Origin of the sequence: Burkholderia lata (genome assembly GCF_902499335.1) — a bacterium.
In the GTDB taxonomy this organism is placed as follows: domain Bacteria; phylum Pseudomonadota; class Gammaproteobacteria; order Burkholderiales; family Burkholderiaceae; genus Burkholderia; species Burkholderia lata_B.
Genome location: NZ_CABVQK010000005.1, coordinates 553,042 through 576,882 on the forward strand (window position 1 = coordinate 553,042; position 23,841 = coordinate 576,882).

Below are 23,841 nucleotides of genomic sequence, written 5' to 3' on the forward strand. Positions count from 1 at the left end.
CGATGCAAAAACACGCTTTGACTGCAACCGCGGCCGCCCTGGCTGCCGCGTTGTTCGCCGCGGGCTGCACGATGGCGCCGCATTACAAGCGACCTGATGCGCCCGTCGCGCAGGCGTACCCGGCCGGCGGCGTCTATGCGACGCAGCCGGGTGCAGCCGGCGCGCGCAGCGCAAACGGCCAGGCGGCGACCGCCATCGGCTGGCGCGAGTTCTTCGTCGATCCGCGCCTGCAGCGGCTGATCGAGATCGCGCTGAAAAACAACCGCGACCTGCGCGTGTCGGTGCTGAACATCGAGGCGGCGCGCGCGCAGTACCAGATCACGCGCGCGGGGCTGTTCCCGACGCTCGACGGCACCGGTACCGGCAGCATCCAGCGTTTCCCGGCCGGTGTGTCGACGACGCAGCAGCCGCTGATCACGCGAAGCTACAACGTCGGGCTCTCGGCATCGTGGGAGCTCGACCTGTTCGGTCGCGTGCAGAGTCTGAAGGACCAGGCGCTCGCGCAGTACCTGTCGACCGCGTATGCGCGGCAGGCGTCGGAGATCTCGCTGGTGTCGCAGGTGGCTGATCAGTACCTGACGCTGCTGTCGACCGACGATCTGCTGAAGGTCACGGAGAACACGCTGAAGTCCGCGCAGGACTCGTACAACCTGACGAAGCTGCAGTTCGACAACGGCACGGGCTCCGAGCTCGAGCTGCGTCAGGCGCAGACGGTGGTCGAGCAGGCGCTGTCGAATCAGCAGGCGCAGGCACGGGCACGCGCACAGGCGCTCAACATGCTGGTGCAACTGATCGGCGAGCCGCTGCCGGATGACCTGCCTGCGGGCATGCCGCTCGACGCGCAGAACCTGCTGACGGACGTGCCGGCTGGCCTTCCGTCCGACCTGCTGACGCGTCGCCCCGACGTGATGCAGGCCGAGCAATCGCTGCTGGCCGCGAATGCGAACATCGGTGCGGCGCGCGCGGCATTCTTCCCGAAGATCTCGCTGACGGCCGCGTTCGGCACGGCGAGCCCGACGCTCGGCGGCCTGTTCAAGGCCGGCACGGCGGCGTGGTCGTTCGCGCCGAACATCGCGCTGCCGATCTTCGAGGGCGGTTCGAACATCGCGAATCTCGATCTTGCACATGTGCAGAAGCGCATCGAGATCGCGAACTACGAGAAGGCGATCCAGTCCGCATTCCGTGAAGTGTCGGATGGCCTTGCCGCACGCGGCACGTACGACCAGCAGATCGCGGCGCTGGAGCGCAACGAGCACGCGGAGCAGCGACGTTTCGACCTGTCGGACCTGCGTTACAGGAACGGCGTCGACAGCTACCTGTCGGTGCTGACCGCGCAGACGGATCTGTACTCGGCACAGCAGTCGCTGATCAGCGCACGTCTGGCACGCTGGACCAACCTGGTCAACCTGTACCGTTCGCTGGGCGGCGGGTGGGTCGAGCGGGCCGGCGAGACGCCGCGCGCACCGGATGCACCGGTCGACTACGACAAGGCGGCTGCTCCGGCGCCTGCGTCGGCAGCGGCGACGAACGGGTAAGCAAGACCACGGGCAGGGGTAAGAAGCCATTACCCCTGGTCGCGGAGGCTGCCCTACGCGAAAACGAAAACGCCACGGATGAAAATCCGTGGCGTTTCTTTTTGCGTAGCCTACGTAGCCGTTCGCGTCGGAAGCGGCGTTACGTTACCCCTGCTTTTCCCAAAGCGTGCGGCCGAAGAACGTCAGCGTGCGATCCCACGCCATTTGCGACCACACCGGATCGAACTGCGTGCCGGCGATGCGGCCGGGGCCGACGGCGGTTTCGTTCGCGAACGCGTGATGCGCGAGATAGCGATGGAACTCGACATTGACCTTCGCATCGGTCAGCTTCTTCTCGAGCGCATCGACCTGGTCGATCGCGAAGAACGCGTCCTGCGTGCCCCAGTGGCCCATCAGCGGAACCTTGAGCTTCGCCGGATCGAGGTAGTCGAGCGGCGGGAAACCGTACCACGTGACGCCCGCGTCCGCATCGGCGAACTGCAGCGACAGCAGCGTGAGTGCGCCGCCCATGCAGTAGCCCGTCACCGCGACACGCGACGCAAGCGTCTTCAGATGCGTCACGGCGCCCGGAATGTCCTGCGACGCCGCGTCGCCGAAATCGAGGCCGGTCATCAGGTGATGCGCTTCTTCTTCCTCGACCGTCGATTTGCCGCGATACAGGTCGGGCACCAGCGCGAAGTAGCCGCAGCGCGCGAGGCGATCCGCGACGCCGCGGATCTGGTCGTTCAGCCCCCACCATTCCTGGATGACGACGACCGCGGGCGCGCCTTCGGTCTTTGCCGGCGTAGCGAGATAGCCTTGCAGTTCCTGGCCGTCCGGGCGTCGAAACGTGATCATGGAACCGGATGTTTGAGACATGAAACCGCTCCTTTTCGAAAAATGCGATGAGTGCGGCATCGGGGCCGGCCTGCGGGCGCGGCGACGATCGGGCAAGCCGGGCGTCGTGGTTCCGCTCGCGTTCGTTTCGGCCGGCGCCGACCACGCGGCCATTCTATGCGCAAACACCGGCTGCCGGCGTGAACGGCGCCGCGTGGCGCGCGATCAGCAAGATCGCATCGATCGAGGAGCGTGCTCCGTTCCCGGAGCGGACGACCGGAAACGAAACACCCCGCCCCGATGAACGGGAGCGGGGTGTTTCGTTTGCCGCGCGCGTATCGGAATACGCGCGCGTGTGTACGGCTTACTGGCCGAAATACACGGAGTCGCGGCCTTCCTGCTTGACCGCGATCGCGCGGCCGGCGCGTACGCCAGCGGCGGCTTGGGCGCCGTAGCCGGTTTCATCGGCATTCGTCACGCGGGCCTGTGCGGTCTGCAGCGCACGCGGGTAGTACTGGTCGGAGACTTCGGGCTTGTAGCCGGCCTGTTCGAGCTGGACGAGTTCCGCACGCACCTGGGCACGCGTCAGCTGGCCCGACGGGTTCGATTGTGCGAATGCGCCGTACGAGGCGGACAGGGCGGTTGCGGCGACGACAGCGTAGATGAACGACTTCATGATGACCTCCGGATTCATTGATTTCGCGCTTCGCTTGTTGCGTTCAGCGGTTGATTGCATCGTAGCGATCACGTTACCGGTCGGAAATACGCGTTCCAGCGAATCATTATTGCAACTGGGTAAACGATCTGGGCTGGCGGGCATTTCATCTGATGATTGCGGGGCTGTCCGGCGCTCGGCAGGGGCTGCGGATGGCGCTTCGAGCGGGGCGATGTCGTCGATCGGCCGAGGCCATACAACGATCAGTTAAATCGCATTCCGAAGTATTTGAGCGAGGCCGTTTATATCGTTCGTGCAGTATCGCGCACACGGCGGCGTCACTCGGCCAGGACCGCCTGCCGCTTCCTGTATTCGGCGGGCGTGATTCCGACGTGCCGGGTGAACGACCGCCTGAGCGTATCGACATTCGCGAAGCCGCATTTCGCGGCGACCTGTTTCGGTGTGTCGTGGCCGTTCTCGAGCAACTGGCGGGCGGCAGAAATGCGGGTCGCCTCGACCCATGCGGCCGGCGTCATGCCGACTTCCGCGCGGAACAGCCGCGCGAAGTGGCGTGGGCTCATGCCTGCATGCTTCGCCATCTCCGCCACCGAATGCTCGAGTTCCGGATTCGCCGCGATCCAGCGCTGGACCTCCTGCAGCACCGAACGTCCGGCGGGGCGCGCCTCGCCCTTGCGGCTGAACTGGAGTTGTCCGCCGGGGCGCTTGAAGAACATGACCAGTTGCGCGGCGACACGCCGCGCGATCTCGCGGCCGAGATCTTCCTCGACCAGCGCGAGCGCGAGATCGAGCCCGGCCGTGACGCCGGCGCCGGTGCGCAGCTTGCCGTCGCGCACGTACAGCGCGTCCGCGTCGACGGCGAGCGACGGATAGGCTTCGGCAAGCGCGTCGGCGGCAGCCCAGTGCGTGGTCAGGTGACGCCCTTTCAGCAGGCCGGTGGCCGCGAGGATGAACGCGCCGGTGCAGATCGAGCCGTAGCGCTTGCTCTGCACGGCCGCCGACCGCAGCCACGCGAGGACGTCGGTGCGCAGTGCGATCCGGCCGGCGCTCGGCGCGCCTGCGACCAGCAGCGTGTCGATGCGCTCCGGAATGTCGGGAACGATCCAGTCGGGCAGCAACTGCGCACCGGACGAACTGCGGATCGGACCGGACTCGCTCGCAATGATCCGCAACGTATAGAACGGCTTCCCGCATTCGGCGTTCGCTTGCGCGAAGACGTCGAGCGGTGCGGAGACATCGAGCAGTTGAACGCCCGGAACGGCGAAAATTCCCACGACCTTCGGCATGATCGATAGCGTGTTGTGTCGAACGTGACGGGTAGCAGTATAGAGGCGCCGTGCGGTGCATGGGGCCGGCGGACGAGCCTGTTTCCGGCGTTCTTCTTGCCGCGCGGGCACCGTGTCCGTCCGTCGCGCAAAATGGCAGGATTTGACGTAACACGTCTATTGAAGACAGCTATCGGAATCCGGAGAATCAAGGGTGTTTTCAATGGAGGTCGATCATGACTGAGAACGTTGCAGGCATCACCATTCCCGATAGCCAACTGACGCGCGAGATCACCGAGCTCGTTCGCGATACCGCGTCTCCGTTGCTGTTCCATCATTCCAGCCGCGTCTTCTATTTCGCGGCGCTCGCGGGCCAGCGGCGCGGGCTCAAATACGATCCCGAACTGCTCTATTGCGGCTGCATGTTCCATGACATGGGGCTCACGCACAAACACAGCAGCGCATGCGAGCGTTTCGAAGTGGACGGCGCCAACGCCGCCCGCGATTTCCTGAAGGGGAAGGGCATCTCGCAACAGGATATCGACGTCGTGTGGACGTCGATCGCGTTGCATACCACGCCGGGCATCCCGCAGCACATGCATCTGGTGATCGCGCTCGTTACCGCGGGCGTCGAGATGGACGTGCTGGGCCTGACGTACCCGGAATACAGCGACGTCGAACGCGAGGCTGTCGTCCGCGCGCATCCGCGTACGCCGCACTTCAAGGAAGACATCATTCAGGCGTTTTACGACGGGATCAAGCACAAGCCCGACACGACGTTCGGCAACGTCAAGGCCGACGTGCTCGCAGACAAGGATCCGCATTTCCATGCGGGCAATTTCTGCAGCGTGATCCGGTCTTCCGCGTGGGCAGGGTGATTGTTCGTGGTATGGCGCACGATCACGGGTACTGAACGGGGATCGTGCGCAGAACGTGAATCGTGGCTCATCAATTATTGAGGACTACGATCATGTATGAAAAATCACGTGATCGAACGGGTACCGCCGTGAACAACGCAACGGTCGGCGCAACACCAACATCCAGACGGCCGGCCCCGCGCTGTTGCAGGACGTCTGGCTGATCGCACAGTGATCCCGGAGCGGCGGATGCATGTGAAGGGTGCCGGCGCATGCGGCACGTTTGCCGTGACGCAAGACAGCAGCCGATACAGGAGGGTGGAAACCTGCCCGACAATCGGCATGCAGACGCTAATGCTTGCACGCTTTCGACGGTCGCCGGCAAGCGTGGTGCGGCAGAAGCCGTTGGACAACGCCGCGCGTCAGATCCCCGGGGTGTCGAAGAGCATCCTTCAGCGGTAAATCGACAACTGCGTGAAGGCCGGGCTGGCTGATGGCGCGGGCATCGCGGCGGCACAGGTGTGGTTGGCGTCGGCGTCGAAGCAAGCGGGGCGGGCGGGTGGTGCGGCTCAGGCCGCATCGCCAGCGCAAAGGTACCCGTTTATGGGGCGAGGTTCATTGCGCTGCCGGATTTACAACCAAGACGAGTGTTCCAATGACTTCCACGCTTCACGACGTACCCGACAGCCCCTGTGTCGGTGTGTGCTCGACGCTGTTCGACGATGTCTGCAAGGGGTGCGGCCGAACGGCCGGTGAGGTCTCGCACTGGGTGTTCATGAACGACGACGAGAAACGCGCGATATGGGAACGCATCCGGTGCGAGGGCACGGCGATGCGTTTCCGTCGTGACGGACGGTGATTCGCCGGGAGTAGCGTTCCGGGTGACGGGGGTCGCGCTTGATGAATATCTCCCTGTCCTGATCGAACCGCTCGACCTTGTCTGGAAGGATGAGTCAGCGGAATGGGAGTGAATGAGGCCAGTACAAAAGTTGTTACGTGACAACCTCATGACTTTATATACTGAATTGCTGCGCCCCCTCACCGAGGCGAATCTTCGATTCGCGACCACGGAAGCTCGCCTCCAGACAGGCGGTTCCCGCCTGCTCCCGCCTTCGCGGACATCCTGACGAGCGCCACCGGCGCGCCGTTATCCACATCCCGCACGTTCGCGGCAAAACGCCTATAATGATTGGGCAAATTGCCGGGAGAGGTCATGAGCACCATTGCTTTCCATCCTTCGGGTGTCGCGCATCCGCGTCAGGCCGAATTCACGATTCTCGAACAGCTGCTGGCGATCCGCGTCCGATCGGGGGCCGATCTTGCCGAGCTGGCGAGCGCGCGCGTCGACGTATCGGTGATCGACCGGCTGTCCGAGCGCGGGCTGAAATCCGACGAGCTGGCCTTCATCATTCCTCGCCGCACGCTGAGCCATCGCCGCCAGGCGCACGAACGCCTGTCGCACGAGGAATCCGACAAGGCGATCCGTCTCGCGCGCATCGTCGCGCAGGCGACGGCCACGTTCGGCGACCAGGACAAGGCGATGGCATGGCTGCGCAACGGGCTTCAGCGCTTCGGCGGCCGCACGTCGCTCGACATGGCGAGCACCGAACATGGCGCGCGGCTCGTCGAGGAAGTGCTCACGCAGATCGACGAGGGGTACTTCGCTTGACGACGCTGTGGCGGATCAGCAATTTCGCCGACCTGAAAGGCGTCGGCGGGTTGCGTGCCGGCGGGCGTTGGCATTTTGCCGGGCAGCCCGTCGTGTATCTCGCCGAGCATCCGGCGCTTGCGCTGCTCGAGACGCTCGTTCATTTCGAAATCGCCACGGTCGCGCAATTGCCGAGTGGGTACCAGTTGCTTCGCGTCGAGGTGGCCGATTCGGTCGATATCGCCGAAATCTCGGAAGGCGACGCACCGGACGACTGGCGAACCAACGTCGACTGGACCCGCAGCGCCGGCACCGAGTGGCTGCACACGCAGCCGAGCGCGCTGCTGCGCGTGCCGAGCGTTGTCGTGCCGCACGCGCACAACTTCCTGCTGAATCCTTTGCATCCGGCCGCTTCCGAGGCCCGTATTGTCGAAGTCATGCAATCGCCGTACGACACCCGGATTCTGCGGCTGGTCCAGTCGAAGCCGGGCGAATAGCGCGCCTGACCTCACGCGGCACACGCCGGGCGCGGGATCAGCGCTCGTGTGCGGCGCGATCCGCGGCTGCACCGGGCGGCAGCGTCTGCCGGATGCGCGTGACCGTTCGTGTACTGACGAGGCCGAGCATTGCACTGACGTCGGCATGCGGATGGCCGGCAAGCAACTGGCGGCGCGCATACGTATTGCGCAGCACGCGCGGGCTCATGTCCGCCGCGTGGAAGCCGATCGCGGTCAGCGCGTCGCGCACCACGAGCAGCAGGAACATGGCGTTCATCGCGCCACCGCCGCGCGGCGCGGGAAACAGCAACGCGGATGCCGGCGCGTCTGCCGAGCGCGCGCACCAGGCGGCGAGCGGCGCCAGCGCAAATTCGGCGAGCACGATCCGGCGCGCCGGCCGTGCGCGATCGCGCGGCACGGATAGCGCAGGCGGCCGCGCATCGAGATCGGGTGCGTCACAGGTCGTCGCGCGTATCTCGGCCGACGTGATGCCGCTTGCGAGCAGCAGCGCGACGATCGCGCGATTCCGGCAGTCGGCCGGCGTGTCGCCCGCTCGAGGCTGCACATGGCGCTGCAGCGCCGCGTCGGCATCGGGCGGCAGATAGCACGGCTCAGGCTCACCGTCCGGCCATGCGAGATCGCGCGTCGTCCGGCCAGCCGGATGGATCGTGCGCACGCCGGCCTCGATCAGATGCCGCCCCAGCCGGTCGATCAGTTTCGCGTAGCGCACGCGGGTCGACGTGCCGGGCGCGCAGGTGCGCTCGAGTTCCGCCAGGAAGGCCGCGACGTGGTCGGGCCCGAACGTGGCCAGCGACACGCGCTGTGCGATCAGGTAACGCAGGAACCGTTCGAACATCGCGACGTGCTGCACGACCGATCGCGGCGCGAACGGCCGGCGGTCGGCGCCGGTCGCGGTGGTTTCCTGCCACGCACGGAAGGCGCCGACGGGGTCGTGAATCCAGCGATTCGTGTCCATGCACGTTTATAGCCGGAACGCGGCGGCTCCGGCAATCGTTCGGATGGCCAGGGGCCCGGCGCAACCGGTGCGTCAGTGTGCGGTCGCGCGTCGCCGATGCCGTCGTGGCGAATCGCCCAGTAAGCGAACAGCAACGCGAAGAAGAAGCGGAACGCGTCCGGCACACCGAACCACTGCTTCGACACCCGCATCGCGATCCATCCGTGGCTGACCGGCATGAACCCGTTCCGCTGCGCGATGAAGCCGGGCGACAGGCCGGCGATCGCAAATCAACCGGCTGCGCGGGAGCGCGATATCGCAGGCACACGGCAACACGCACCGTTGCCCGCCATCACCATCAAGCGTCGCGCGAAGGCGACGAACCCGCAACCGCTGCCGTGCCCACCTGTCCGCTCAGCCGCGCCAATGCAGCGAACGCCAGTTGCGTCGCGATGGCTGCGAGCGTGCCGGCCGCCATGCCGTTGCCGAGCACGATCTGCACCGGCGCACCGAAATGGCGATACAGGTTCGGCACCAGGATCGGCGCAAGGCCGACGACGAGCGCGGCCGCGAGCGTGTACTGGTTGGCGCGTGCATGCAGGTCGACGCCGGCGAGCAGCCGGATGCCCATCACGCCGATCATCGCGAACACGACCAGCGCGGTGCCGCCGACCACGGCGGCCGGAATCGCATACGCGAGCCGTGCGAGCGGTGCAAACAGCGCAATAACGATCAGGATCGCGCCGGCGGCAGCCGTCACGTAGCGCGAGCGCACGCCGGTCGTCTGCACGACGCCGATATTCTCGGCGCTGGTCACGATCAGCGGCGTGCCGAACAGCGCACCGGCCAGCGACGCCAGCGCATCGCCGCGTATCGTCTTCGGCACGTCGCGCGACAGCGAGATCGCCTTGCCGCACGTTTCACCGACGGCGACTGTCTGCGCGGTGGCCTCGGCCATCGAGATCGCGGTGAAGATCAGTAGCGGCAGCGCGGCCAGCACGTCGAAGCGCGGCATCCCGAACGGCAGCCATACCGGATGCGTGAACAGCGGGCCGCGCCACACGTCGGCGAGCGCCGGCATCGCATCGAGCGCCCAGCCGAGCGTCGCGCCGGCCATCAGGCCGATCAGCACCGCGAGGCGCCCGAGTGTGCCGCGGAACGCACCCGCGACGACGACCGTGGCGATGATCGTCGCCAGCGCGAGACCGAGCGCGCGCGGCTGGGCGAAGTCGGCCGAACCGGGCTGGCCGACGACGATCGTCGCGTAGATCCGGATCAGGTTGACCGATACGAGCAGCAGCATCGCGCCGACGACGATGCGCGGAAAAAGCCGCAGGCAGCGCGTGAAGACGGGCAGCAGCACCCAGTAGAACGCGCTGGCGAGCAGCGCCGCGCCGGCTGCGGTCGGCAGGCCCGATTGCGCGGCGATGCCGGCGAACAGCATCGTCGGTGCGCCACCGGGCACCATCACGAACGACATGCGCGCGCCGATCGGGCCGGCGCCGAGCGATTGCAGCAGCGTGCCGATTCCGCACGCGAAGAACGTCGCGCCGATCAGCTGGACCGTCAGGTCCGCCGGCAACGCGAGCATTTTGGCGATCAGGAACACGGCCGTGATCGGGGACGCGGCCATCGACAACACGTGCTGCAGCCCGAACAGCGCGAGCTGCCAGGCGGGCAGCCGTGCGTCGACGGGCGTTGAGATCGGATCGTGCGACACGGCAGGCCCCTTCGAAGCGAACGGCGACGAGCGCCGGAAACCGGCGTGAACGGACGGTCAGTCCCGCAGCCAGGGCAGTTGCGCGGCGCTGTAGCGGAACGTCTGGAACACGCTGTTGAGCTGCCCGGGGCCGGTCTTGCGCGCGGCTTCGTCCGGGTATTCGGCGAACCATGGAATCACGTATTCCCAGACGACCTCGCCGGCGGGCGTCACTTCGAACAGCCGGCCCGTCGACGATTCGGTGACGTGCGTGTTGCCGTTCGGCAAGCGCTGTGCGTTGCCCATGAACGGCGTGTAGAACAGGTTCACGACGTCGTCCGCATACGACCACACGACGCGCTGCGTCGCGGGATCGATCTCGACGACGCGCGAGAACACGACGTGCGCGCCGTGGCGGAAATTGCCGTTGTCGAATGCGAGGATGTTGCCGTTCGCGAGCGGCACCGGCGCATGCTGGTGCGACACGACGTCGGGCCCGATCCGCAGGTCGACGCGGCCGGTTGCGCGGTCCACGCCGATGATGCCCGACGTCGTGCGCAGGCTCATCAGCACGCGGCCGTTCGCGTCGACCGCGAGGCCGTTGACGAGCGGCCAGTGGTAGCGGCCGAAGCCGGCCGCGATCGGGAAATCCTCGGGTCGAAGATGGTCGCGCGCATGCCATTCCCAGACGATCTGCCCGGCCCGGTTCACTTCGCGGATCACGTCCGCGAACATCACCTCGTCGTCGCCGTGCGGCGTGCCGCCCGGCACGCGCCGCGCGAACGCGACGTCGACCGGTTCGCACGCGGCATAGAGCAGGTTACCGTTCGGCAGCCACTGCGCGTCGTGGTGGTGCGCGGGATCCTCGTAGCGCCACACGGTTTCGCCTTGCGGCGTGACTTCGTAGAAGTCGCCGCCATGCCACATCGACCACGGCGCATAGCGCGATTCGGATTGCGGATGATTGCCGTTGTAGCCGAGGTTGCCGTTCGCGAGGATGACCGCATGGCGGCCGGGGCGCACGGGCATCTTCCACTGATGGGCGACTTCGCCGTCGATGCCGACGAGATAGACGTTGCCGTCGGCCGTCTGCGGCGCGATGAGCGTATAGCCGCCCGCGGACAGGGCAGGATCGTGGGCGATGAGGCCGACGCCACGGCGGCGCTGGGTAATCTGGTCGACGGTTGTCACTGCGGTCTCCATTCGAATCGGACACGGGGATGCAGCGGAATCTAGACGATCCGGACGGTCAGTAAAATCGGATTATTCTTGACGGCCTGTTCGGAAAAATCTAACGGACCCTTCATGCGTTCCATATCGCAGACATTCCGCTGTTTCGACGAAGTCGCGAGACGCGGCTCGATTCGCAAGGCGGCCGACGCGCTGCACCTGACCGCTGCGGCGGTGCACCAGCAGATCCGCAATCTCGAGGAGCAGGTCGGCGTGCCGCTGTTCGACCGGCTGCCGCGCGGCATGCAGTTGACGCTGGCCGGCGAGATCGTGATCGCGGCCGTACGGCGCGGCCAGCGCGACTTCGACAACGCGCTGACGCAGGTCGAGGACCTGCGCGCGCTGCGGCGCGGCCACGTGAACCTGGCGGTGCCCGCCTCGACCGCTGAAAAGCTCGTGCCGGACGCGATCCTCGCCGCGATGCAGCGCTATCCGGGCGTCACGTACAGCGTGCGCTCGGGAAACGGCGAGAGCATCGTGCGCTGGGTCGAGACGGGCGAGGCCGACATCGGCTATGCGCTGCGCCGGCGCACGTCGGCGGGCGTCGTCGAGGTGCGCGCGTTCGCTCAGCCGCTGGGTGTCGTCACGGCGCCCGGCCATCCGCTCGCGGCGTCCGGCGGCAAGGTGCGGATGCGCGACTGCCTTGCGCATCCGCTGATCCTGATGACACCCGACACGGAGCTGCGTGCGATGTTCGACCAGATCGATGCGCGCCAGCCGCGCAACGTGCGGCCGCTGGTCGAGACGGGTTCGGTGCCGATGGTGCGGCGCCTCGCGGCCGAAGGCGCGGGCGTCGGCTTCCTGATCGCCGAGAACGTCGCGGAAGACGTGGCCGCCGGCCGGCTCGCGTGGACGCCGCTTGCCGATGCAGGCGCCCGCTCGTTCAGCTGCATCTACCAGCGGGCGGACATGAGCGCGACCGTCGCGATGACGATGTTTCTCGAATTCTTCTCGGAGGCGATCGAAGCGATGGAGAGCGATTTCGCGCGCGACGGCCGGCCAGCCGGCAAGCGCCGTCGGGCACCAACTTAACGACGTAACGACCTCCGCCGCGCAAGCGCATCGCACTGCGATGCAGTGCAACACGCGAACCCATATGCGTGACCGGCGACGTTGCGTACGCAACGTCCGGCCGGATTACGTCATTTCCTTATTGCGGAAAAAATTTTGTTCATGGGACTATCAAACGCGTTGCCGGCGCACCGAGGGGGTCGCAGGCAGCGTGATGTCCATCGCAACGACCTACAAGAACATCGGCAGACAATGAACAGAACAGCGATTTTTCCGTATGCGTCCGCGTTGCTCGCGGCCGCCCTGTTGACGGCATGCGGCGGCGACGTCGAGAACGAAGCGGGCCGCACGCCGACACCTTCCACCGATGCGAGCTGTCTCGCGGTCGACAACAGCGGCGCGACGGTCGTGGTGGGCTCGAACCAGCCGGGCGACCCGTCGCTGCCGGAAGCGTCGTCGGGCTATCGCACCGGGATGAAGCCGGTCTACGCGAAGACCTATCTGGTCGCCACGTCGAACGCATACGCGAGCGCGGCCGGTTGCGCGGTGCTGAAGAAAGGCGGCACGGCCGCCGACGCGGCGGTCGCCGTGCAGGCCGTGCTCGGCCTGACCGTGCCCGAAGCGACGGGCCTCGGGTCGGGCGGCGTGCTGCTCTACTACGATGCGCGCGGCAAGACGCTGCAGGCGTACGACGGCCGGGAAACCGCGCCGGCCGCCGCGACGGAGAACTACCTGCGCTACGTCGACGATGCGACCAACCAATCCGCGCCGCTGCCGAACGCACGGGCGAGCGGCCGCTCGATCGGCACGATCGGCGTGCCGAGGCTCATCGAGGCGCTGCAGCAGGATCACGGCCGGCTGCCGTGGCAGAACCTGTTCGGCGATGCGATCACGCTCGCGACCAACGGTTTCCCGATCGGTGGCCGGCTCGCCGACGCGATCGCGGCGAACGCCGCGAACCTGAAGCGCGACCCCGAGGCCGCCGCGTATTTCCTGAACGCCGACGGTTCGCCGAAGACGCTCGGCACCGTGCTGAAGAATCCTGCGTATGCGCGCACGCTGACGCTGATGGCGCAGTCGGGCGCGAACGCGCTGTACACGGGGCAGATCGCGCAGGACATCGTCGCGAAGATCGCGACGACGAAGGGCGCGGACGGCTCGACGCTCACGCCGGGCAAGACGACCGTCGCGGATCTGGCCGCGTACCAGGCGAAGCGCCGCGATCCCGTGTGCACGACCTATCGCAGCTACTGGGTATGCGGAATGCCGCCGCCGTCGTCGGGCGGCATCGCGGTCGCGTCCGCGCTCGGCATTCTCGAGAATTACGACCTGAAGTCGCTGAAGCCGACGGCGATCGATCTCGAAGGCGGCAAGCCGACCGTCGCGGGCGTGCACCTCGTCACCGAAGCCGAACGGCTTGCGTATGCCGACCGCGACAAGTACGTGGCCGATACGGATTTCGTGCCGCTGCCGGGCGGCACGTGGAATACGCTGCTGAACAAGCCGTACCTGAAGTCGCGCGCGGCGCTGATCGACCCGACCAAGAGCATGGGCACCGCACAGCCCGGCAATCTCGGCGCGGTGCCGCTCGGCGTCGATACGACGCTGATCGAGCACGGCACGAACCAGTTCACGATCGTCGACGGCGACGGCAACGTGCTGAGCGCGACGACCACGGTCGAGTCGAGCATGGGCTCGTTCCACATGACCAATGGTTTCCTGCTGAACAACCAGTTGACCGATTTTTCCGCGAACCCGGTCGATAGCGCCGGCAATCCGGTGGCCAACCGTCTGCAACCGGGCAAGCGGCCGCGCAGTTCGATGGCGCCGACGATCGTGTTCGGGCAGGCCGCGGACGGTTCGCGCGGCGATTTCGTGATGGCGACCGGTTCGCCGGGCGGCGGCACGATCCCGCAATACGTGGTCAAGACGCTCGTCGGCGCGCTCGACTGGGGCCTCGATGCGCAACAGTCCGCCGGGCTCGTCGACTTCGGCGCGAGCAACAGCCCGACGACCACGATCGGCGGCGAGCATCCGAACGTCAACACCGCGAACAACGGGGCGAACGATCCGCTGATCACGGGGCTGCTCGCGCTCGGGCACAAGGTGTCGACGTCCGCGCAGGCGAGCGGCGTCAACACGGTGATGCGCGTGACGGTCGGCCAGTCGCCCGCGTTGCAGGGCGGCACCGATCCGCGGCGTGAAGGCGTCGTGCTCGGCGATACGTTCCGGCCGTAACCCGGCAGGACGCACACGGCCCCGAACTGCCGAACGGCAGTCGGGGCCGTGTTGCTTTATGCGACCGCGCCCGAGTGCCGAACTCGATGGGCATGCAGGCGGGCGGACGTTATCGAAGAACCTGCTGCTCAGCAGGATCGAGCCGGCTTTCCGGCTCGACGCGCCGAATATCCCGGCATAGGGGTCAACCCTCGAACATATCGGTTCACCGGGTTCCGTGGCCGGAACTCTGCGCCGTTCCGCGCATCGCGGCTGGAAGGCTGCACATTTAGACAGCCGCTAACCCCCGGTTTCGCACAATCAAATTCCGAGCCGTTTTTGGCGTAGGCAACCTTCGTTCACTCGTGCCTGGCACGGGTGTCTCACGACGGTGGCGGCCAATGACCAAGGCATGCCCCACATCGAAGCCTGCTCTTTGGAGATGGTTATGAATGGCCGGAAAATATTGAATGGGATGAGTGCGGCAATCGGCGTCGGCGGGGTGGCGCTGCTGTATGCCGCATCGGCAAGCGCGAGTCTCAACGTTGCAGTCGCCGGACCGATGACGGGCGAGTACGCATCGGGTGGCGAGCAGTTCAGGAAGGGCGCCGAGCAGGCGGTAAAGGACATCAATGCGGCCGGCGGCGTTCTGGGCCAGCAACTGAACCTGATCGTCGGCGACGACGTATGCGATCCGAAGCAGGCGGTGTCGGTCGCCAACGACTTCGTCAACAAGAAGGTCGCATTCGTCAACGGCCACTGGTGTTCCAGTTCGACGTTACCGGCATCCGACGTATACAACGACGCACAGATTCCCGAGATTACCGTCTCGACGAATCCGAAGATCACCGAGCGCGGAATCAAGGGCTTGTTCCGCATTACCGGGCGCGACGATCAACAAGGCGCCGTCACGGCCGCCTATATCGCGGACCACTTCAAAGGCAAGAAGATTGCCGTCATCGACGACAAGACCGCGTACGGTGGCGGCCTGGCCGACGAAATCGCGAAAGGGCTCGCGGCAAAGCAGACGCCTGTCGCATTGCGTCAGTCCATCACGGCTGGCGAGCGCGATTACTCCGGGTTGATCAGCAAGATGAAGGTCGCCGGTGTGCAGGTTCTGGCCTACGGCGGCTACTACCAGGAGGTTGCGCTGATCCTGCGTCAGGCCGCTCAAGCCGGCCTCGATCTGACGGTGATCGGCGGCGACACGCTCAGCAACAACGAGCTGGTCAATGCCGCAGGCCCGCAGATCAACAAGGTGCTGTTCACGTTCCCGCCCGATCCGCGCAAGAGCGCGGCCGCATCGAAGGTCGTCGCTGCCTTCCGCGCGCAAAAGATCGAACCCGAGGGCTACATGCTCTATTCGTACGCGGCCATGCAGGCATACGCAGATGCCGCGAAGCGTGCGAAGAGCACCGACTACGCGGCGGTCGTGAAGCAACTCCGTGACGGTACGTTCGATACCGTCGTCGGTCAGCTGAAGTTCGATTCGAAGGGAGACCTGAAGAATCCGGGCTACGTCGTCTACAGATGGAACGGCAACAGCTACGACTACGTCAAGTGATGCGGGCTGCAACGCATATCGCATGAGGGGCGCGGCGGGTCGCACCGGGCGGGCCGTCGCGCTGCAACGAGATGTATCGGAGAAGCTATGAGTCAGGCGTTACAGCAGCTGATCAACGGTTTGACCCTGGGGGCGATATACGGTCTGATCGCAATCGGCTATACGATGGTCTACGGCATCATCGGCATGATCAACTTCGCTCACGGAGACATCTACATGGTGAGCGCGTTCATTGCCGTGACGTGCCTTACGCTGCTCGGTTCGGGCGGCGTTTCCTCGGTGGTGCTCGCGATCGGCATGACGCTGATTGTCGCGATCGTACTGACGTCCGCGTTCGGGTGGACGGTCGAGCGGGTCGGCTACCGTCCGCTGCGCGGCTCGAATCGTCTCGCGCCGCTGATTTCGTCGATCGGCCTGTCGATCTTCCTGCAGAACATGGTGCAACTCACGCAGGGTGCACGCGTGAAGTCGGTTCAGCCTGTCGTTACGGGCGGAATCAACATACCGATGGGCGGCGCGGGTCACGATGTCTATCTGTCGAACATCCAGATCCTGATCGTCATCGTGACGATTGCGCTGATGGGCGCATTCACGTTGTTCATCCACAAGACTTCGTTCGGCAGACAGCAGCGCGCGTGCGAACAGGATCAGCGCATGACGCGCTTCCTGGGTTACGACGCGGATCGCATCATTTCGGTGACGTTCATGATCGGCGCCGGACTTGCCGCTGTCGCCGGCGTGATGGTCACGCTCTATTACGGCGTCGTCGACTTCTCGATCGGCTTCATTGCCGGCATCAAGGCATTCACGGCGGCGGTGCTCGGCGGTATTGGCTCGATCCCCGGCGCCATGCTGGGCGGGGTCATCATCGGCCTGATCGAGGCGTTCTGGTCTGCCTATCTGTCGCCCGAATACAAGGACGTGGCGACGTTCGTGATTCTGATCGTGTTCCTGATGTTCCGGCCGTCCGGGCTGCTCGGCCGCCCAGAGGTGGAGAAAGTCTGATGAGTACGACGATGTCCAAGCAAGTCAATCTTCCGTTTCGCGTTCGCGATGCGCTGGGTGCAGCGATTGTCGCTGCAGTTGTCGGACTGCCGATGCTCGGGCTGACGACTCACGATGGCTCGGGCGGTCTTCAGGTGCAGACCCGTTGGCCGTTGCTCGGTGCGTTCGTGGTCGCCGCGTTTGTCGGGCGCATGGCACTGCAGTGTCTGCTGGAATATGTCGCGATTGTCCGGAAGCGTCGCGTCCAGAAGGGCAAGCAGGCGACGGCGTCCGCTTCGAGACTGACGTGGATCGGGGCGTTTGCCGTTGCATTCGCGATCGTGTTGCCGGCGATGTTCTCCGGCAATCGCTACGTGGTCGATACGGCGACGACGGTGCTGATCTACGTGATGCTCGGCTGGGGGCTGAACGTGGTCGTCGGCCTCGCAGGCCTGCTCGATCTGGGATACGTCGCGTTCTATGCGGTCGGGGCTTATTCGTACGGATTGCTGTCGACCCATTTCGGCCTCGGATTCTGGGAAGTCCTGCCGATCGCGGGCGGCCTCGCCGCGGCTTTCGGGATGATCCTCGGCTATCCGACGCTGCGGTTGCGAGGCGACTATCTCGCGATCGTCACGCTCGGCTTTGGCGAGATCATCCGGCTCATCTTGATCAACTGGGGTGACGTTACCGGTGGACCGAACGGTGTCTCTTCGATTCCGAAGCCGACGTTCTTCGGACTGCCGATGCAGGCGTCGGCGGACGGTCCGACCTTCTCGAGCCTGTTCGGCATCGAATACTCCCCGCAGCAACGGATCGTGTTTCTCTACTACCTGATCCTCGGGATGGCGCTGCTGACGAACCTGTTCGTTTCCCGCCTGCGCCGGCTGCCTGTCGGTCGGGCATGGGAAGCAATCAGGGAGGACGAGATTGCCTGCAAGGCGATGGGGCTCAACGTAACGAACATCAAGTTGTCCGCATTCGCGATCGGAGCGATGCTCGCCGGATTTGCCGGGGTGTTCTTTGCCGCGCGCCAGGGCTTCATCTCTCCGGAGAGCTTCACGTTCTCGGAATCGGCCACGATTCTTGCGATCGTCGTCCTTGGCGGCATGGGCAGCCAGCTTGGCGTCGTGTTCGCGGCTGCCGTGCTCGTCGTCCTTCCTGAGCTCGGGCGCGACTTCTCTGAATATCGAATGCTGTTGTTCGGTCTTGCGATGGTATTGATCATGATCGTGCGGCCCGGCGGGCTGATCAGTCATCGTCGCGCAACGATTACGGCACCTGCGGAGGGCAAGTGATGGATCCGATGACGCCGCTGATTCTTGAAAGCGCTCCTGCCGGATTGGGGCGGAGCGAGTCCCGTGGTGAACGCGGACCGCTACTGCACGTCGAAAACGTCGTGATGCAGTTCGGCGGGCTTCGCGCGATCGAAAACATGTCGATGACCGCGCGTGCCGGCGAGGTGACCTCGGTCATCGGTCCGAATGGCGCAGGCAAGACGACGTTCTTCAACTGCCTGACCGGCTTTTACAAACCAACGTCGGGTGCAATCGTGCTGACGCATCCCGCACGCGGGAAGTTGCGTCTGGATGCGATGCGAAACGCGGACGTTGCGCGTGTCGGGCAGGTGGTGCGGACCTTTCAGAACATCCGGCTCTTTCCGCGCATGACCGTGCTGGAGAACCTGATGATCGCCCAGCACAACGCGCTCCAGAAGGCGTCGCGTTTCTCGATTTCCGGTGCGCTGAACCTGCGCGGATATCGCGCGGCCAGCCGCGATGCGGTTGCGAAGGCAATGGAATGGCTCGAGCGACTCAACCTGCGGGACCTTGCCGACAAGCCGGCGGGCGACATGCCATATGGTGTTCAGCGCCGCATCGAGATTGCTCGCGCGATGTGCGCCGATCCGATTCTGCTTTGCCTCGACGAACCCGCGGCTGGGTTGAATCCGCGCGAGTCCGCAGCGTTGACCGCGCTGCTTTCGTCTCTTGCCCGGGACAGGGGTATCGGCGTGCTGCTCATCGAGCACGACATGAGCGTGGTCATGAAGGTTTCCGATCACATCGTCGTGCTCAACCACGGCAAGAAGATTGCCGAGGGTGGCCCTGCCGAGGTGAAGGCCAATCCTGACGTGATTGCCGCTTACCTCGGCGAAGAGGAAAGCGAAACATCGGACCAGCAGGCCTGACTACGCGAGGAATTCTTTCATGCTCAAGATTTCGGAATTGTCCGCGCACTATGGCAGCGTGCAGGCATTGCATCACGTCAACGTCGACGTGAACGAAGGAGAGATCGTCACGTTGATCGGTGCGAACGGCGCCGGCAAGTCGACGCTGATGAACGCGATCTTTGGCTATCCACGCGCGAGCGGCGGTTCGATCGTGTTCGAAGGACGCGACATCACCAGGCGGCCGTCGCACGAGATTGCGAAATTCGATATCGCGATCGTCCCGGAGGGGCGGCGTATTTTTCAGCGCATGACGGTGATGGAGAACCTGCTGATGGGAGATACGTCCCGGGAGCGGCAGACGTCGCAGGACATCGAGCGAATGGTCGGAATGTTCCCGATTCTCGGCAACCGGGCATCCCAACGTGCCGGAACGTTGTCCGGCGGCGAACAGCAGATGCTGGCGATCGCACGGGCGTTGATGTCCCATCCGCGGTTGTTGCTGCTCGACGAGCCGTCGCTTGGCCTGGCACCGATCTACATCAAGAAGATCTTCTCGGTGATCCGCGAACTCAACACGCAATATGGCATGACGATTTTGCTCGTTGAGCAGAATGCCCATCATGCACTGCGAGTCGCCCATCGGGGGTACGTCCTTCAACACGGGCACATCGCGCTCGAAGGGGACGGGCCTTCGTTGCTGGCGGATCCGGCCGTGCGCGCGGCATATCTGGAGGGCGATACAGCGCAGCTCGACGCGGCGTGACTGATCGCACCGGTGCCAGCGGCGCCGGTGCCGGTCGATCGGCAGGGCGACGCGGCGTACCGGCCGCCCCGTCGACTGTGCGCGACTCCGTTCGGCCGGATATCGCCAATCCAGATGAATCCACGCTCTGTAATCAACATGCCTTGGGTTGCGCCGCGTAACTGTGCAAAATTCCGCAAAAAGTTACCGCTCTGTCACAAGACGGCCGCCGAGAACCGGTTCAGAATTCACTCCAACAGATCGGAGCGACGGCGCTCCGGTGTTCATGTCGGACAGGTGTCCCGATCGATCTTGACGGAGTGAGAACATGAAGGTGTTGATCGTCTTTGCCCATCCCGAACCGAAGTCGTTCAATGGTGCGTTGAAGGACAAGGCTGTCGCGACGCTGACCGCGCTCGGACACGAGGTCCGCGTGTCGGATCTGTATCAGATGAAATGGCGGCCGGATCTCGGCCTGGATGATTTCACCGGCCCGCGTGCGAATCCCGATTACCTGGACCTGTCAGCCGAGCAGGAGCACATGTTCGCGACGTCGCAGCCGACGCCGGATGTGGCCGCCGAGCAAGAGAAGGTGCTGTGGTCGGACCTGATCATTTTCCAGTACCCGATGTGGTGGTTCGGCATGCCGGCGATCCTGAAAGGCTGGGTCGATCGCGTGATGACGCGCGGCTTCGCATACGCGACCGGGCGCAAATACGATACCGGCATGTTCAAGGGGCGCAAGGCGATGATCTCGACCACGACGGGTACGGCGTCGAGCCTGTACGAACCGGATGGCGTCGACGGCGACATCAACCACCTGCTGTGGCCGATCCATAACGGGATCTTCAAGTACCTGGGTTTCGACGTGCTGCCGCCGCACGTGTCGTGGATGCCGGCGCGCGTGTCGGCCGAGGAGCGGGCGGCGTATCTGGCGTCGTACGAAGAACGGCTGCGAACGCTCGAACAGACGCCGTCGCTGTACTTCCATCCGTTCGAGGACTACGGTACCGACCAACGCCTGAAGCCGGGCGTGATCGCCCGGTCGGGCTTCCAGTGGAACCCGGGCGCCGGACAGAGCCGGGAAGCGGCGGCGGACCAATTCACGACACCGAACGTCGCCAGATTCGGCTGAATGGATGGACGGGTGTGACGGGAAGCATGCCCGTCGCATTACCCCACCTGCTTTCCTTTCATATTTCGACTGGTGTCGCCATGAGCAAACCCGACATTTTCCGGAAGCTGCATCACGTCTGTATCGTTGTTCGCGACATGAATGCGGCCACCGCGTATTACGAATCCGCCGGTATCGGCCCGTGGACGGATTTCCCGCCTCTCGATGGGTTCAAGCTCGACGGCTACGATCGCGACGCCTTTCTGAAGCTGAAGTACAAGTTCGCGAACGTCGACAACGTCCAGTTCCAGCTCTGCGAACCGGGTGACGGCGACACACCGCAGAAGCGCTTTCTGGAAAGCCACGGTGAAGGCGTGTTCCATCTCGGGTTTGCGGTTCCGGACGTCGACGCAGCGGAAGCCGTTGCAACCGGGGCGGGCATCGAGGTACTCGGTCGCGGGCGGTTGCCGGACGGCAGCGGTTTCACGTACTTCGATACGGCGAAAGCGGGCGCCGGCGTCAATCTTCAGGTTCGCGCACGAAAAGAGTAGGACACGGCCGTTCGGTGTCGCGTGCCGACCCGCGCGCACTTGTGCTCCTGGCTACGACGATGGGGCCATCCGATCGGTGCTGGAATCAATCGGCACGGAACGGAGACAGTCGTCCTTTGTGCCGCCCGACAGGCTGCACGTTTTTTTTGTACTATCAGGAAATGCGGCGACGTGTTCGAAAGTCGTTACCCTGTCAGAACGTATCCCCTCCGATTTCCCTTTCCACCGCGACTCACCAAGGTAGCGCGCGTACCTCACGCATGGAGTGATCCGATGATCCGCCACGAACTCGATAATCCGTTTCTCGAAGCGTTGGGTGCGACCTTGACCGAATGGCAAGACGGATTTGCGGAGATCGCGATGCCGATCAGCGCGACGCATCTGAACCGGCAACGCGTGTTGCAGGGCGGCGCCGTCGCGACGCTGCTGGATGCGGCCTGTGGTTATGCCGGGCTGTACAGCGACTCGGGCGAAACGGTTCACGGCTTCACGCTGTCCTTGACGATCAACTACCTGGATCGGGGCATCGGGCAGCAGGTCACGGCCAAGGGCATGCTCGAGCGCAAAGGCAAATCGATTTACTTTTGCCGAGGCGAGGCATGGGTTGACGGTCGCATCCTGATCGCTACCGCACAGGGGACGTTCAAGTACACGCGATAGCTTGCCGGAGAGATGGGGCGATTCGATTGCCTGGAAGCCGGGCAGCGGAAACGGAAGTGCGCTGTTCCGACATGGCGTCACGGGCCCGGCGCGAAGCAGGCGGCGGGGGGAAAGGGGAATGGTGCCGGCTCTTTTCCGAGGCGGGGCGGGCGCCCCGCCCGCCCCGTGGCATTACCGCATGACGAACGGATTGGCTGTCTTCACGCCGGTATTGATCCACACACTCTTCGTCTGCAGGTACTCGCGAATCGCATCGATGCCGTTCTCGCGCCCGAGCCCGGAATCCTTGTACCCGCCGAACGGCGACATGTAGCTCACCGCGCGATAGCTGTTGACCCACACCATGCCCGCCTGGATGCGTTCCGCGACGCGCAGCGAGCGGCCGATGTCCTTGGTCCAGACACCCGAGCCCAGCCCGAAGCGAACGTCGTTCGCGATGCGCACCGCGTCGTCTTCATCCTTGAACCTGATGATCGACAGGATCGGGCCGAACACTTCCTCCTGCGCGATCCGCATGTCGTTGCGCACGTCGCCGAAAATCGTCGGTTCGACGAACCAGCCGTTGCCGCACGCGTGGTCACTGCCGGGCTTGCCACCGAGCAGCAGCTTCGCGCCTTCTTCCTTCGCGATGTCGATGTACGCGAGCACCTTCTTGTATTGCGGACGGGTCGTCACCGGCCCGACCTGCGTCTCGAGCGATGCGGGATCGCCCATCTTCGCGGTGCGGGCGAGGGCCAGCAGGCGCTCGACGAACGAGTCGTAGATGCTTTCCTGGACCAGCAGGCGCGAGCCGGCGATGCAGGTCTGCCCCATTGCCGCGAAGATCCCTGAAACGGCGCCATTCACCGCGTCGTCGAGATCCGCATCCTCGAAGACGATGTTCGGCGACTTGCCGCCGAGCTCGAGGCTCACATGCTTGAACTGCCGTGCCGCGGCTTCGTTGATCGCGCGCCCGGTCGAATCGGCGCCCGTGAACGTGATCTTCTTGACGAGAGGATGCTCGACGAGCGCCGCACCGACGTCCGCACCGAACCCGGTAACCACGTTCACCACGCCAGGCGGAAAGCCGGCTTCCTCGAACAGCTTCGCGAACTCGATCGTCGACACCGATGTGAACTCGGACGGCTTGATCACGACCGTGCAGCCCGCCGCGAGCGCCGGTGCGATCTTCCACGTGGCGAGCAGCAGCGGCGAGTTCCACGGTGTGATTGCGGCGACGACACCGAGCGGCTCGTTGCGCGTGAAATTGAAGTAGCCCTTTTTATCGAGCGGAATCACCGAGCCCTGGATCTTGTCGGCCAGGCCGCCGAAGTAGTAATACCACTGCGGGAGGTACTGGCACTGGCCATGCATTTCGGCCATCAGCTTGCCGTTGTCGCGCACCTCGAGCTCGGCGAGCCGTTTCGCGTCGAGTGCGATCAGGTCGCCGACGCGATGCAGCAGCTGGCCGCGCTGGCTCGGCGTCATTTGCGCCCACGGGCCGGACGTGAAGGCCGTGTGCGCGGCCTGGACTGCGCGATCGACATCGGCGGCGGTGCCTTTCGCGACCATTGCCCACGGTTCGCCGGTATATGGATTCTCGGTCTCGAACCATTCGCCGGATGACGACGGACAGTTGTGTCCGTCGATGACCATTTCAAAGCGTTCCATCGT

The 23,841-nt window shown here is 64.8% G+C and carries 24 protein-coding genes and 1 pseudogene; 18 read left to right on the plus strand and 7 right to left on the minus strand.

Going from position 1 to position 23,841, the window contains the following annotated elements; translation table 11 throughout:
• Positions 1 to 2 precede the first annotated feature (2 nt).
• A complete protein-coding gene (locus tag BCO18175_RS15555; protein ID WP_174982160.1) occupies positions 3 to 1,535 on the plus strand; it encodes an efflux transporter outer membrane subunit in 1,533 nt (510 codons plus the stop codon).
• 144 nt (positions 1,536 to 1,679) lie between these two features.
• On the opposite strand, the gene BCO18175_RS15560 is transcribed toward BCO18175_RS15555, so the two are convergent.
• A complete protein-coding gene (locus BCO18175_RS15560; protein ID WP_174973804.1) occupies positions 1,680 to 2,393 on the minus strand; it encodes a dienelactone hydrolase family protein in 714 nt (237 codons plus the stop codon).
• On the opposite strand from BCO18175_RS15560, the gene BCO18175_RS15565 reads away from it, so the two are divergent.
• Positions 2,392 to 2,655, plus strand: coding sequence for a hypothetical protein (locus BCO18175_RS15565; protein ID WP_174982162.1), 264 nt, complete (start codon positions 2,392 to 2,394; stop codon positions 2,653 to 2,655). The genes BCO18175_RS15560 and BCO18175_RS15565 overlap by 2 nt on opposite strands.
• Before the next feature lie 60 nt (positions 2,656 to 2,715).
• Here BCO18175_RS15565 and BCO18175_RS15570 read toward each other — a convergent pair whose 3' ends face one another.
• Positions 2,716 to 3,027: a DUF4148 domain-containing protein gene (locus BCO18175_RS15570; protein WP_043185856.1), complete on the minus strand. Its 312-nt coding sequence runs from the start codon at positions 3,025 to 3,027 to the stop codon at positions 2,716 to 2,718.
• Here BCO18175_RS15570 and BCO18175_RS15575 point away from each other — a divergent pair.
• Positions 3,014 to 3,277, plus strand: a complete 264-nt coding sequence (locus tag BCO18175_RS15575; RefSeq protein WP_174981448.1) for a hypothetical protein — start codon at positions 3,014 to 3,016, stop codon at positions 3,275 to 3,277. The two genes, BCO18175_RS15570 and BCO18175_RS15575, sit on opposite strands and share 14 nt — an antisense overlap.
• A gap of 67 nt (positions 3,278 to 3,344) precedes the next feature.
• Here the strand turns inward: BCO18175_RS15575 and BCO18175_RS15580 are convergent, their stop codons facing one another.
• Positions 3,345 to 4,310 (minus strand): GlxA family transcriptional regulator, encoded by a 966-nt coding sequence (locus BCO18175_RS15580; protein WP_174982166.1) that lies wholly within the window; start codon positions 4,308 to 4,310, stop codon positions 3,345 to 3,347.
• Positions 4,311 to 4,525: 215 nt separating this feature from the next.
• Between BCO18175_RS15580 and BCO18175_RS15585 the strand changes: the two genes are divergently transcribed.
• From BCO18175_RS15585 to BCO18175_RS15605, 5 genes and pseudogenes are all read left to right on the plus strand, one after another.
• The gene (locus tag BCO18175_RS15585; RefSeq protein WP_174982168.1) at positions 4,526 to 5,167 is read left to right on the plus strand and encodes an HD domain-containing protein; all 642 of its coding nucleotides are present in this window, start codon (positions 4,526 to 4,528) and stop codon (positions 5,165 to 5,167) included.
• Between the two features lie 160 nt (positions 5,168 to 5,327).
• Positions 5,328 to 5,550, plus strand: a pseudogene (locus BCO18175_RS15590) (catalase); the annotation flags it as partial.
• Positions 5,551 to 5,801: 251 nt separating this feature from the next.
• Positions 5,802 to 6,005: a DUF1289 domain-containing protein gene (locus BCO18175_RS15595; RefSeq protein WP_174982171.1), complete on the plus strand. Its 204-nt coding sequence runs from the start codon at positions 5,802 to 5,804 to the stop codon at positions 6,003 to 6,005.
• A 354-nt stretch (positions 6,006 to 6,359) separates the two neighbouring features.
• Entirely contained in the window at positions 6,360 to 6,815 is a 456-nt protein-coding gene (gene parS / locus BCO18175_RS15600) for a type II RES/Xre toxin-antitoxin system antitoxin (protein ID WP_174973792.1), read from the plus strand.
• Positions 6,812 to 7,291 carry an RES family NAD+ phosphorylase gene (locus tag BCO18175_RS15605; RefSeq protein WP_174982173.1) on the plus strand — a complete coding sequence of 160 codons (480 nt, stop codon included), beginning with the start codon at positions 6,812 to 6,814 and terminating at the stop codon, positions 7,289 to 7,291. Before parS ends, BCO18175_RS15605 begins: the two co-directional genes overlap by 4 nt.
• A 37-nt stretch (positions 7,292 to 7,328) precedes the next feature.
• On the opposite strand, the gene BCO18175_RS15610 is transcribed toward BCO18175_RS15605, so the two are convergent.
• The 3 genes from BCO18175_RS15610 to BCO18175_RS15620 form a co-directional block, all read right to left on the minus strand.
• Positions 7,329 to 8,267, minus strand: coding sequence for a tyrosine-type recombinase/integrase (locus tag BCO18175_RS15610; protein WP_174982175.1), 939 nt, complete (start codon positions 8,265 to 8,267; stop codon positions 7,329 to 7,331).
• A 337-nt stretch (positions 8,268 to 8,604) separates the two neighbouring features.
• Positions 8,605 to 9,966, minus strand: a complete 1,362-nt coding sequence (locus BCO18175_RS15615) for a uracil-xanthine permease family protein (protein ID WP_174982177.1) — start codon at positions 9,964 to 9,966, stop codon at positions 8,605 to 8,607.
• A 57-nt stretch (positions 9,967 to 10,023) separates the two neighbouring features.
• Entirely contained in the window at positions 10,024 to 11,148 is a 1,125-nt protein-coding gene (locus tag BCO18175_RS15620) for an aryl-sulfate sulfotransferase (protein WP_174982179.1), read from the minus strand.
• 102 nt (positions 11,149 to 11,250) lie between these two features.
• On the opposite strand from BCO18175_RS15620, the gene BCO18175_RS15625 reads away from it, so the two are divergent.
• From BCO18175_RS15625 to BCO18175_RS15670, 10 genes are all read left to right on the plus strand, one after another.
• The gene (locus BCO18175_RS15625) at positions 11,251 to 12,207 is read left to right on the plus strand and encodes a LysR family transcriptional regulator (protein ID WP_174982181.1); all 957 of its coding nucleotides are present in this window, start codon (positions 11,251 to 11,253) and stop codon (positions 12,205 to 12,207) included.
• A 231-nt stretch (positions 12,208 to 12,438) separates the two neighbouring features.
• Positions 12,439 to 14,424, plus strand: a complete 1,986-nt coding sequence (locus BCO18175_RS15630) for a gamma-glutamyltransferase family protein (protein WP_174982183.1) — start codon at positions 12,439 to 12,441, stop codon at positions 14,422 to 14,424.
• A gap of 454 nt (positions 14,425 to 14,878) precedes the next feature.
• Positions 14,879 to 15,967, plus strand: coding sequence for a branched-chain amino acid ABC transporter substrate-binding protein (locus tag BCO18175_RS15635; RefSeq protein WP_254608086.1), 1,089 nt, complete (start codon positions 14,879 to 14,881; stop codon positions 15,965 to 15,967).
• 75 nt (positions 15,968 to 16,042) lie between these two features.
• Positions 16,043 to 16,972 (plus strand): branched-chain amino acid ABC transporter permease, encoded by a 930-nt coding sequence (locus BCO18175_RS15640; protein WP_438820500.1) that lies wholly within the window; start codon positions 16,043 to 16,045, stop codon positions 16,970 to 16,972.
• Positions 16,972 to 18,249 carry a high-affinity branched-chain amino acid ABC transporter permease LivM gene (livM, locus tag BCO18175_RS15645; RefSeq protein WP_174982188.1) on the plus strand — a complete coding sequence of 426 codons (1,278 nt, stop codon included), beginning with the start codon at positions 16,972 to 16,974 and terminating at the stop codon, positions 18,247 to 18,249. Before BCO18175_RS15640 ends, livM begins: the two co-directional genes overlap by 1 nt.
• Before the next feature lie 104 nt (positions 18,250 to 18,353).
• Complete coding sequence (locus BCO18175_RS15650; protein ID WP_254608095.1) at positions 18,354 to 19,139, plus strand: ABC transporter ATP-binding protein; 786 nt, start codon at positions 18,354 to 18,356, stop codon at positions 19,137 to 19,139.
• 19 nt (positions 19,140 to 19,158) lie between these two features.
• Entirely contained in the window at positions 19,159 to 19,884 is a 726-nt protein-coding gene (locus BCO18175_RS15655; RefSeq protein WP_174982190.1) for an ABC transporter ATP-binding protein, read from the plus strand.
• A 307-nt stretch (positions 19,885 to 20,191) separates the two neighbouring features.
• The gene (locus BCO18175_RS15660) at positions 20,192 to 20,998 is read left to right on the plus strand and encodes an NAD(P)H-dependent oxidoreductase (RefSeq protein ID WP_174982192.1); all 807 of its coding nucleotides are present in this window, start codon (positions 20,192 to 20,194) and stop codon (positions 20,996 to 20,998) included.
• 80 nt (positions 20,999 to 21,078) lie between these two features.
• Positions 21,079 to 21,528 (plus strand): VOC family protein, encoded by a 450-nt coding sequence (locus tag BCO18175_RS15665; RefSeq protein ID WP_174982194.1) that lies wholly within the window; start codon positions 21,079 to 21,081, stop codon positions 21,526 to 21,528.
• A gap of 273 nt (positions 21,529 to 21,801) precedes the next feature.
• A complete protein-coding gene (locus BCO18175_RS15670) occupies positions 21,802 to 22,188 on the plus strand; it encodes a PaaI family thioesterase (protein WP_174982196.1) in 387 nt (128 codons plus the stop codon).
• Positions 22,189 to 22,359: 171 nt separating this feature from the next.
• On the opposite strand, the gene BCO18175_RS15675 is transcribed toward BCO18175_RS15670, so the two are convergent.
• Positions 22,360 to 23,838: an aldehyde dehydrogenase gene (locus BCO18175_RS15675; protein ID WP_174982198.1), complete on the minus strand. Its 1,479-nt coding sequence runs from the start codon at positions 23,836 to 23,838 to the stop codon at positions 22,360 to 22,362.
• Between the last annotated feature and the right edge of the window lie 3 nt (positions 23,839 to 23,841).

What these genes read in the sequence shown, in the direction of transcription:
- BCO18175_RS15570 (WP_043185856.1), bottom strand. Translation starts at nt 3,027, where the DNA reads ATGAAGTCGTTCATCTACGCTGTCGTCGCCGCAACCGCCCTGTCCGCC.
- parS (WP_174973792.1), top strand. Translation starts at nt 6,360, where the DNA reads ATGAGCACCATTGCTTTCCATCCTTCGGGTGTCGCGCATCCGCGTCAG.
- BCO18175_RS15655 (WP_174982190.1), top strand. Translation starts at nt 19,159, where the DNA reads ATGCTCAAGATTTCGGAATTGTCCGCGCACTATGGCAGCGTGCAGGCA.
- BCO18175_RS15670 (WP_174982196.1), top strand. Translation starts at nt 21,802, where the DNA reads ATGATCCGCCACGAACTCGATAATCCGTTTCTCGAAGCGTTGGGTGCG.
- BCO18175_RS15585 (WP_174982168.1), top strand. Translation starts at nt 4,526, where the DNA reads ATGACTGAGAACGTTGCAGGCATCACCATTCCCGATAGCCAACTGACG.
- BCO18175_RS15610 (WP_174982175.1), bottom strand. Translation starts at nt 8,267, where the DNA reads ATGGACACGAATCGCTGGATTCACGACCCCGTCGGCGCCTTCCGTGCG.
- BCO18175_RS15620 (WP_174982179.1), bottom strand. Translation starts at nt 11,148, where the DNA reads ATGGAGACCGCAGTGACAACCGTCGACCAGATTACCCAGCGCCGCCGT.
- BCO18175_RS15650 (WP_254608095.1), top strand. Translation starts at nt 18,354, where the DNA reads ATGCAGTTCGGCGGGCTTCGCGCGATCGAAAACATGTCGATGACCGCG.
- BCO18175_RS15665 (WP_174982194.1), top strand. Translation starts at nt 21,079, where the DNA reads ATGAGCAAACCCGACATTTTCCGGAAGCTGCATCACGTCTGTATCGTT.
- BCO18175_RS15625 (WP_174982181.1), top strand. Translation starts at nt 11,251, where the DNA reads ATGCGTTCCATATCGCAGACATTCCGCTGTTTCGACGAAGTCGCGAGA.
- BCO18175_RS15675 (WP_174982198.1), bottom strand. Translation starts at nt 23,838, where the DNA reads ATGGAACGCTTTGAAATGGTCATCGACGGACACAACTGTCCGTCGTCA.
- BCO18175_RS15575 (WP_174981448.1), top strand. Translation starts at nt 3,014, where the DNA reads ATGAACGACTTCATGATGACCTCCGGATTCATTGATTTCGCGCTTCGC.
- livM (WP_174982188.1), top strand. Translation starts at nt 16,972, where the DNA reads ATGAGTACGACGATGTCCAAGCAAGTCAATCTTCCGTTTCGCGTTCGC.
- BCO18175_RS15595 (WP_174982171.1), top strand. Translation starts at nt 5,802, where the DNA reads ATGACTTCCACGCTTCACGACGTACCCGACAGCCCCTGTGTCGGTGTG.
- BCO18175_RS15560 (WP_174973804.1), bottom strand. Translation starts at nt 2,393, where the DNA reads ATGTCTCAAACATCCGGTTCCATGATCACGTTTCGACGCCCGGACGGC.
- BCO18175_RS15635 (WP_254608086.1), top strand. Translation starts at nt 14,879, where the DNA reads ATGAGTGCGGCAATCGGCGTCGGCGGGGTGGCGCTGCTGTATGCCGCA.
- BCO18175_RS15580 (WP_174982166.1), bottom strand. Translation starts at nt 4,310, where the DNA reads ATGCCGAAGGTCGTGGGAATTTTCGCCGTTCCGGGCGTTCAACTGCTC.
- BCO18175_RS15555 (WP_174982160.1), top strand. Translation starts at nt 3, where the DNA reads ATGCAAAAACACGCTTTGACTGCAACCGCGGCCGCCCTGGCTGCCGCG.
- BCO18175_RS15660 (WP_174982192.1), top strand. Translation starts at nt 20,192, where the DNA reads ATGAAGGTGTTGATCGTCTTTGCCCATCCCGAACCGAAGTCGTTCAAT.
- BCO18175_RS15565 (WP_174982162.1), top strand. Translation starts at nt 2,392, where the DNA reads ATGAAACCGCTCCTTTTCGAAAAATGCGATGAGTGCGGCATCGGGGCC.
- BCO18175_RS15630 (WP_174982183.1), top strand. Translation starts at nt 12,439, where the DNA reads ATGAACAGAACAGCGATTTTTCCGTATGCGTCCGCGTTGCTCGCGGCC.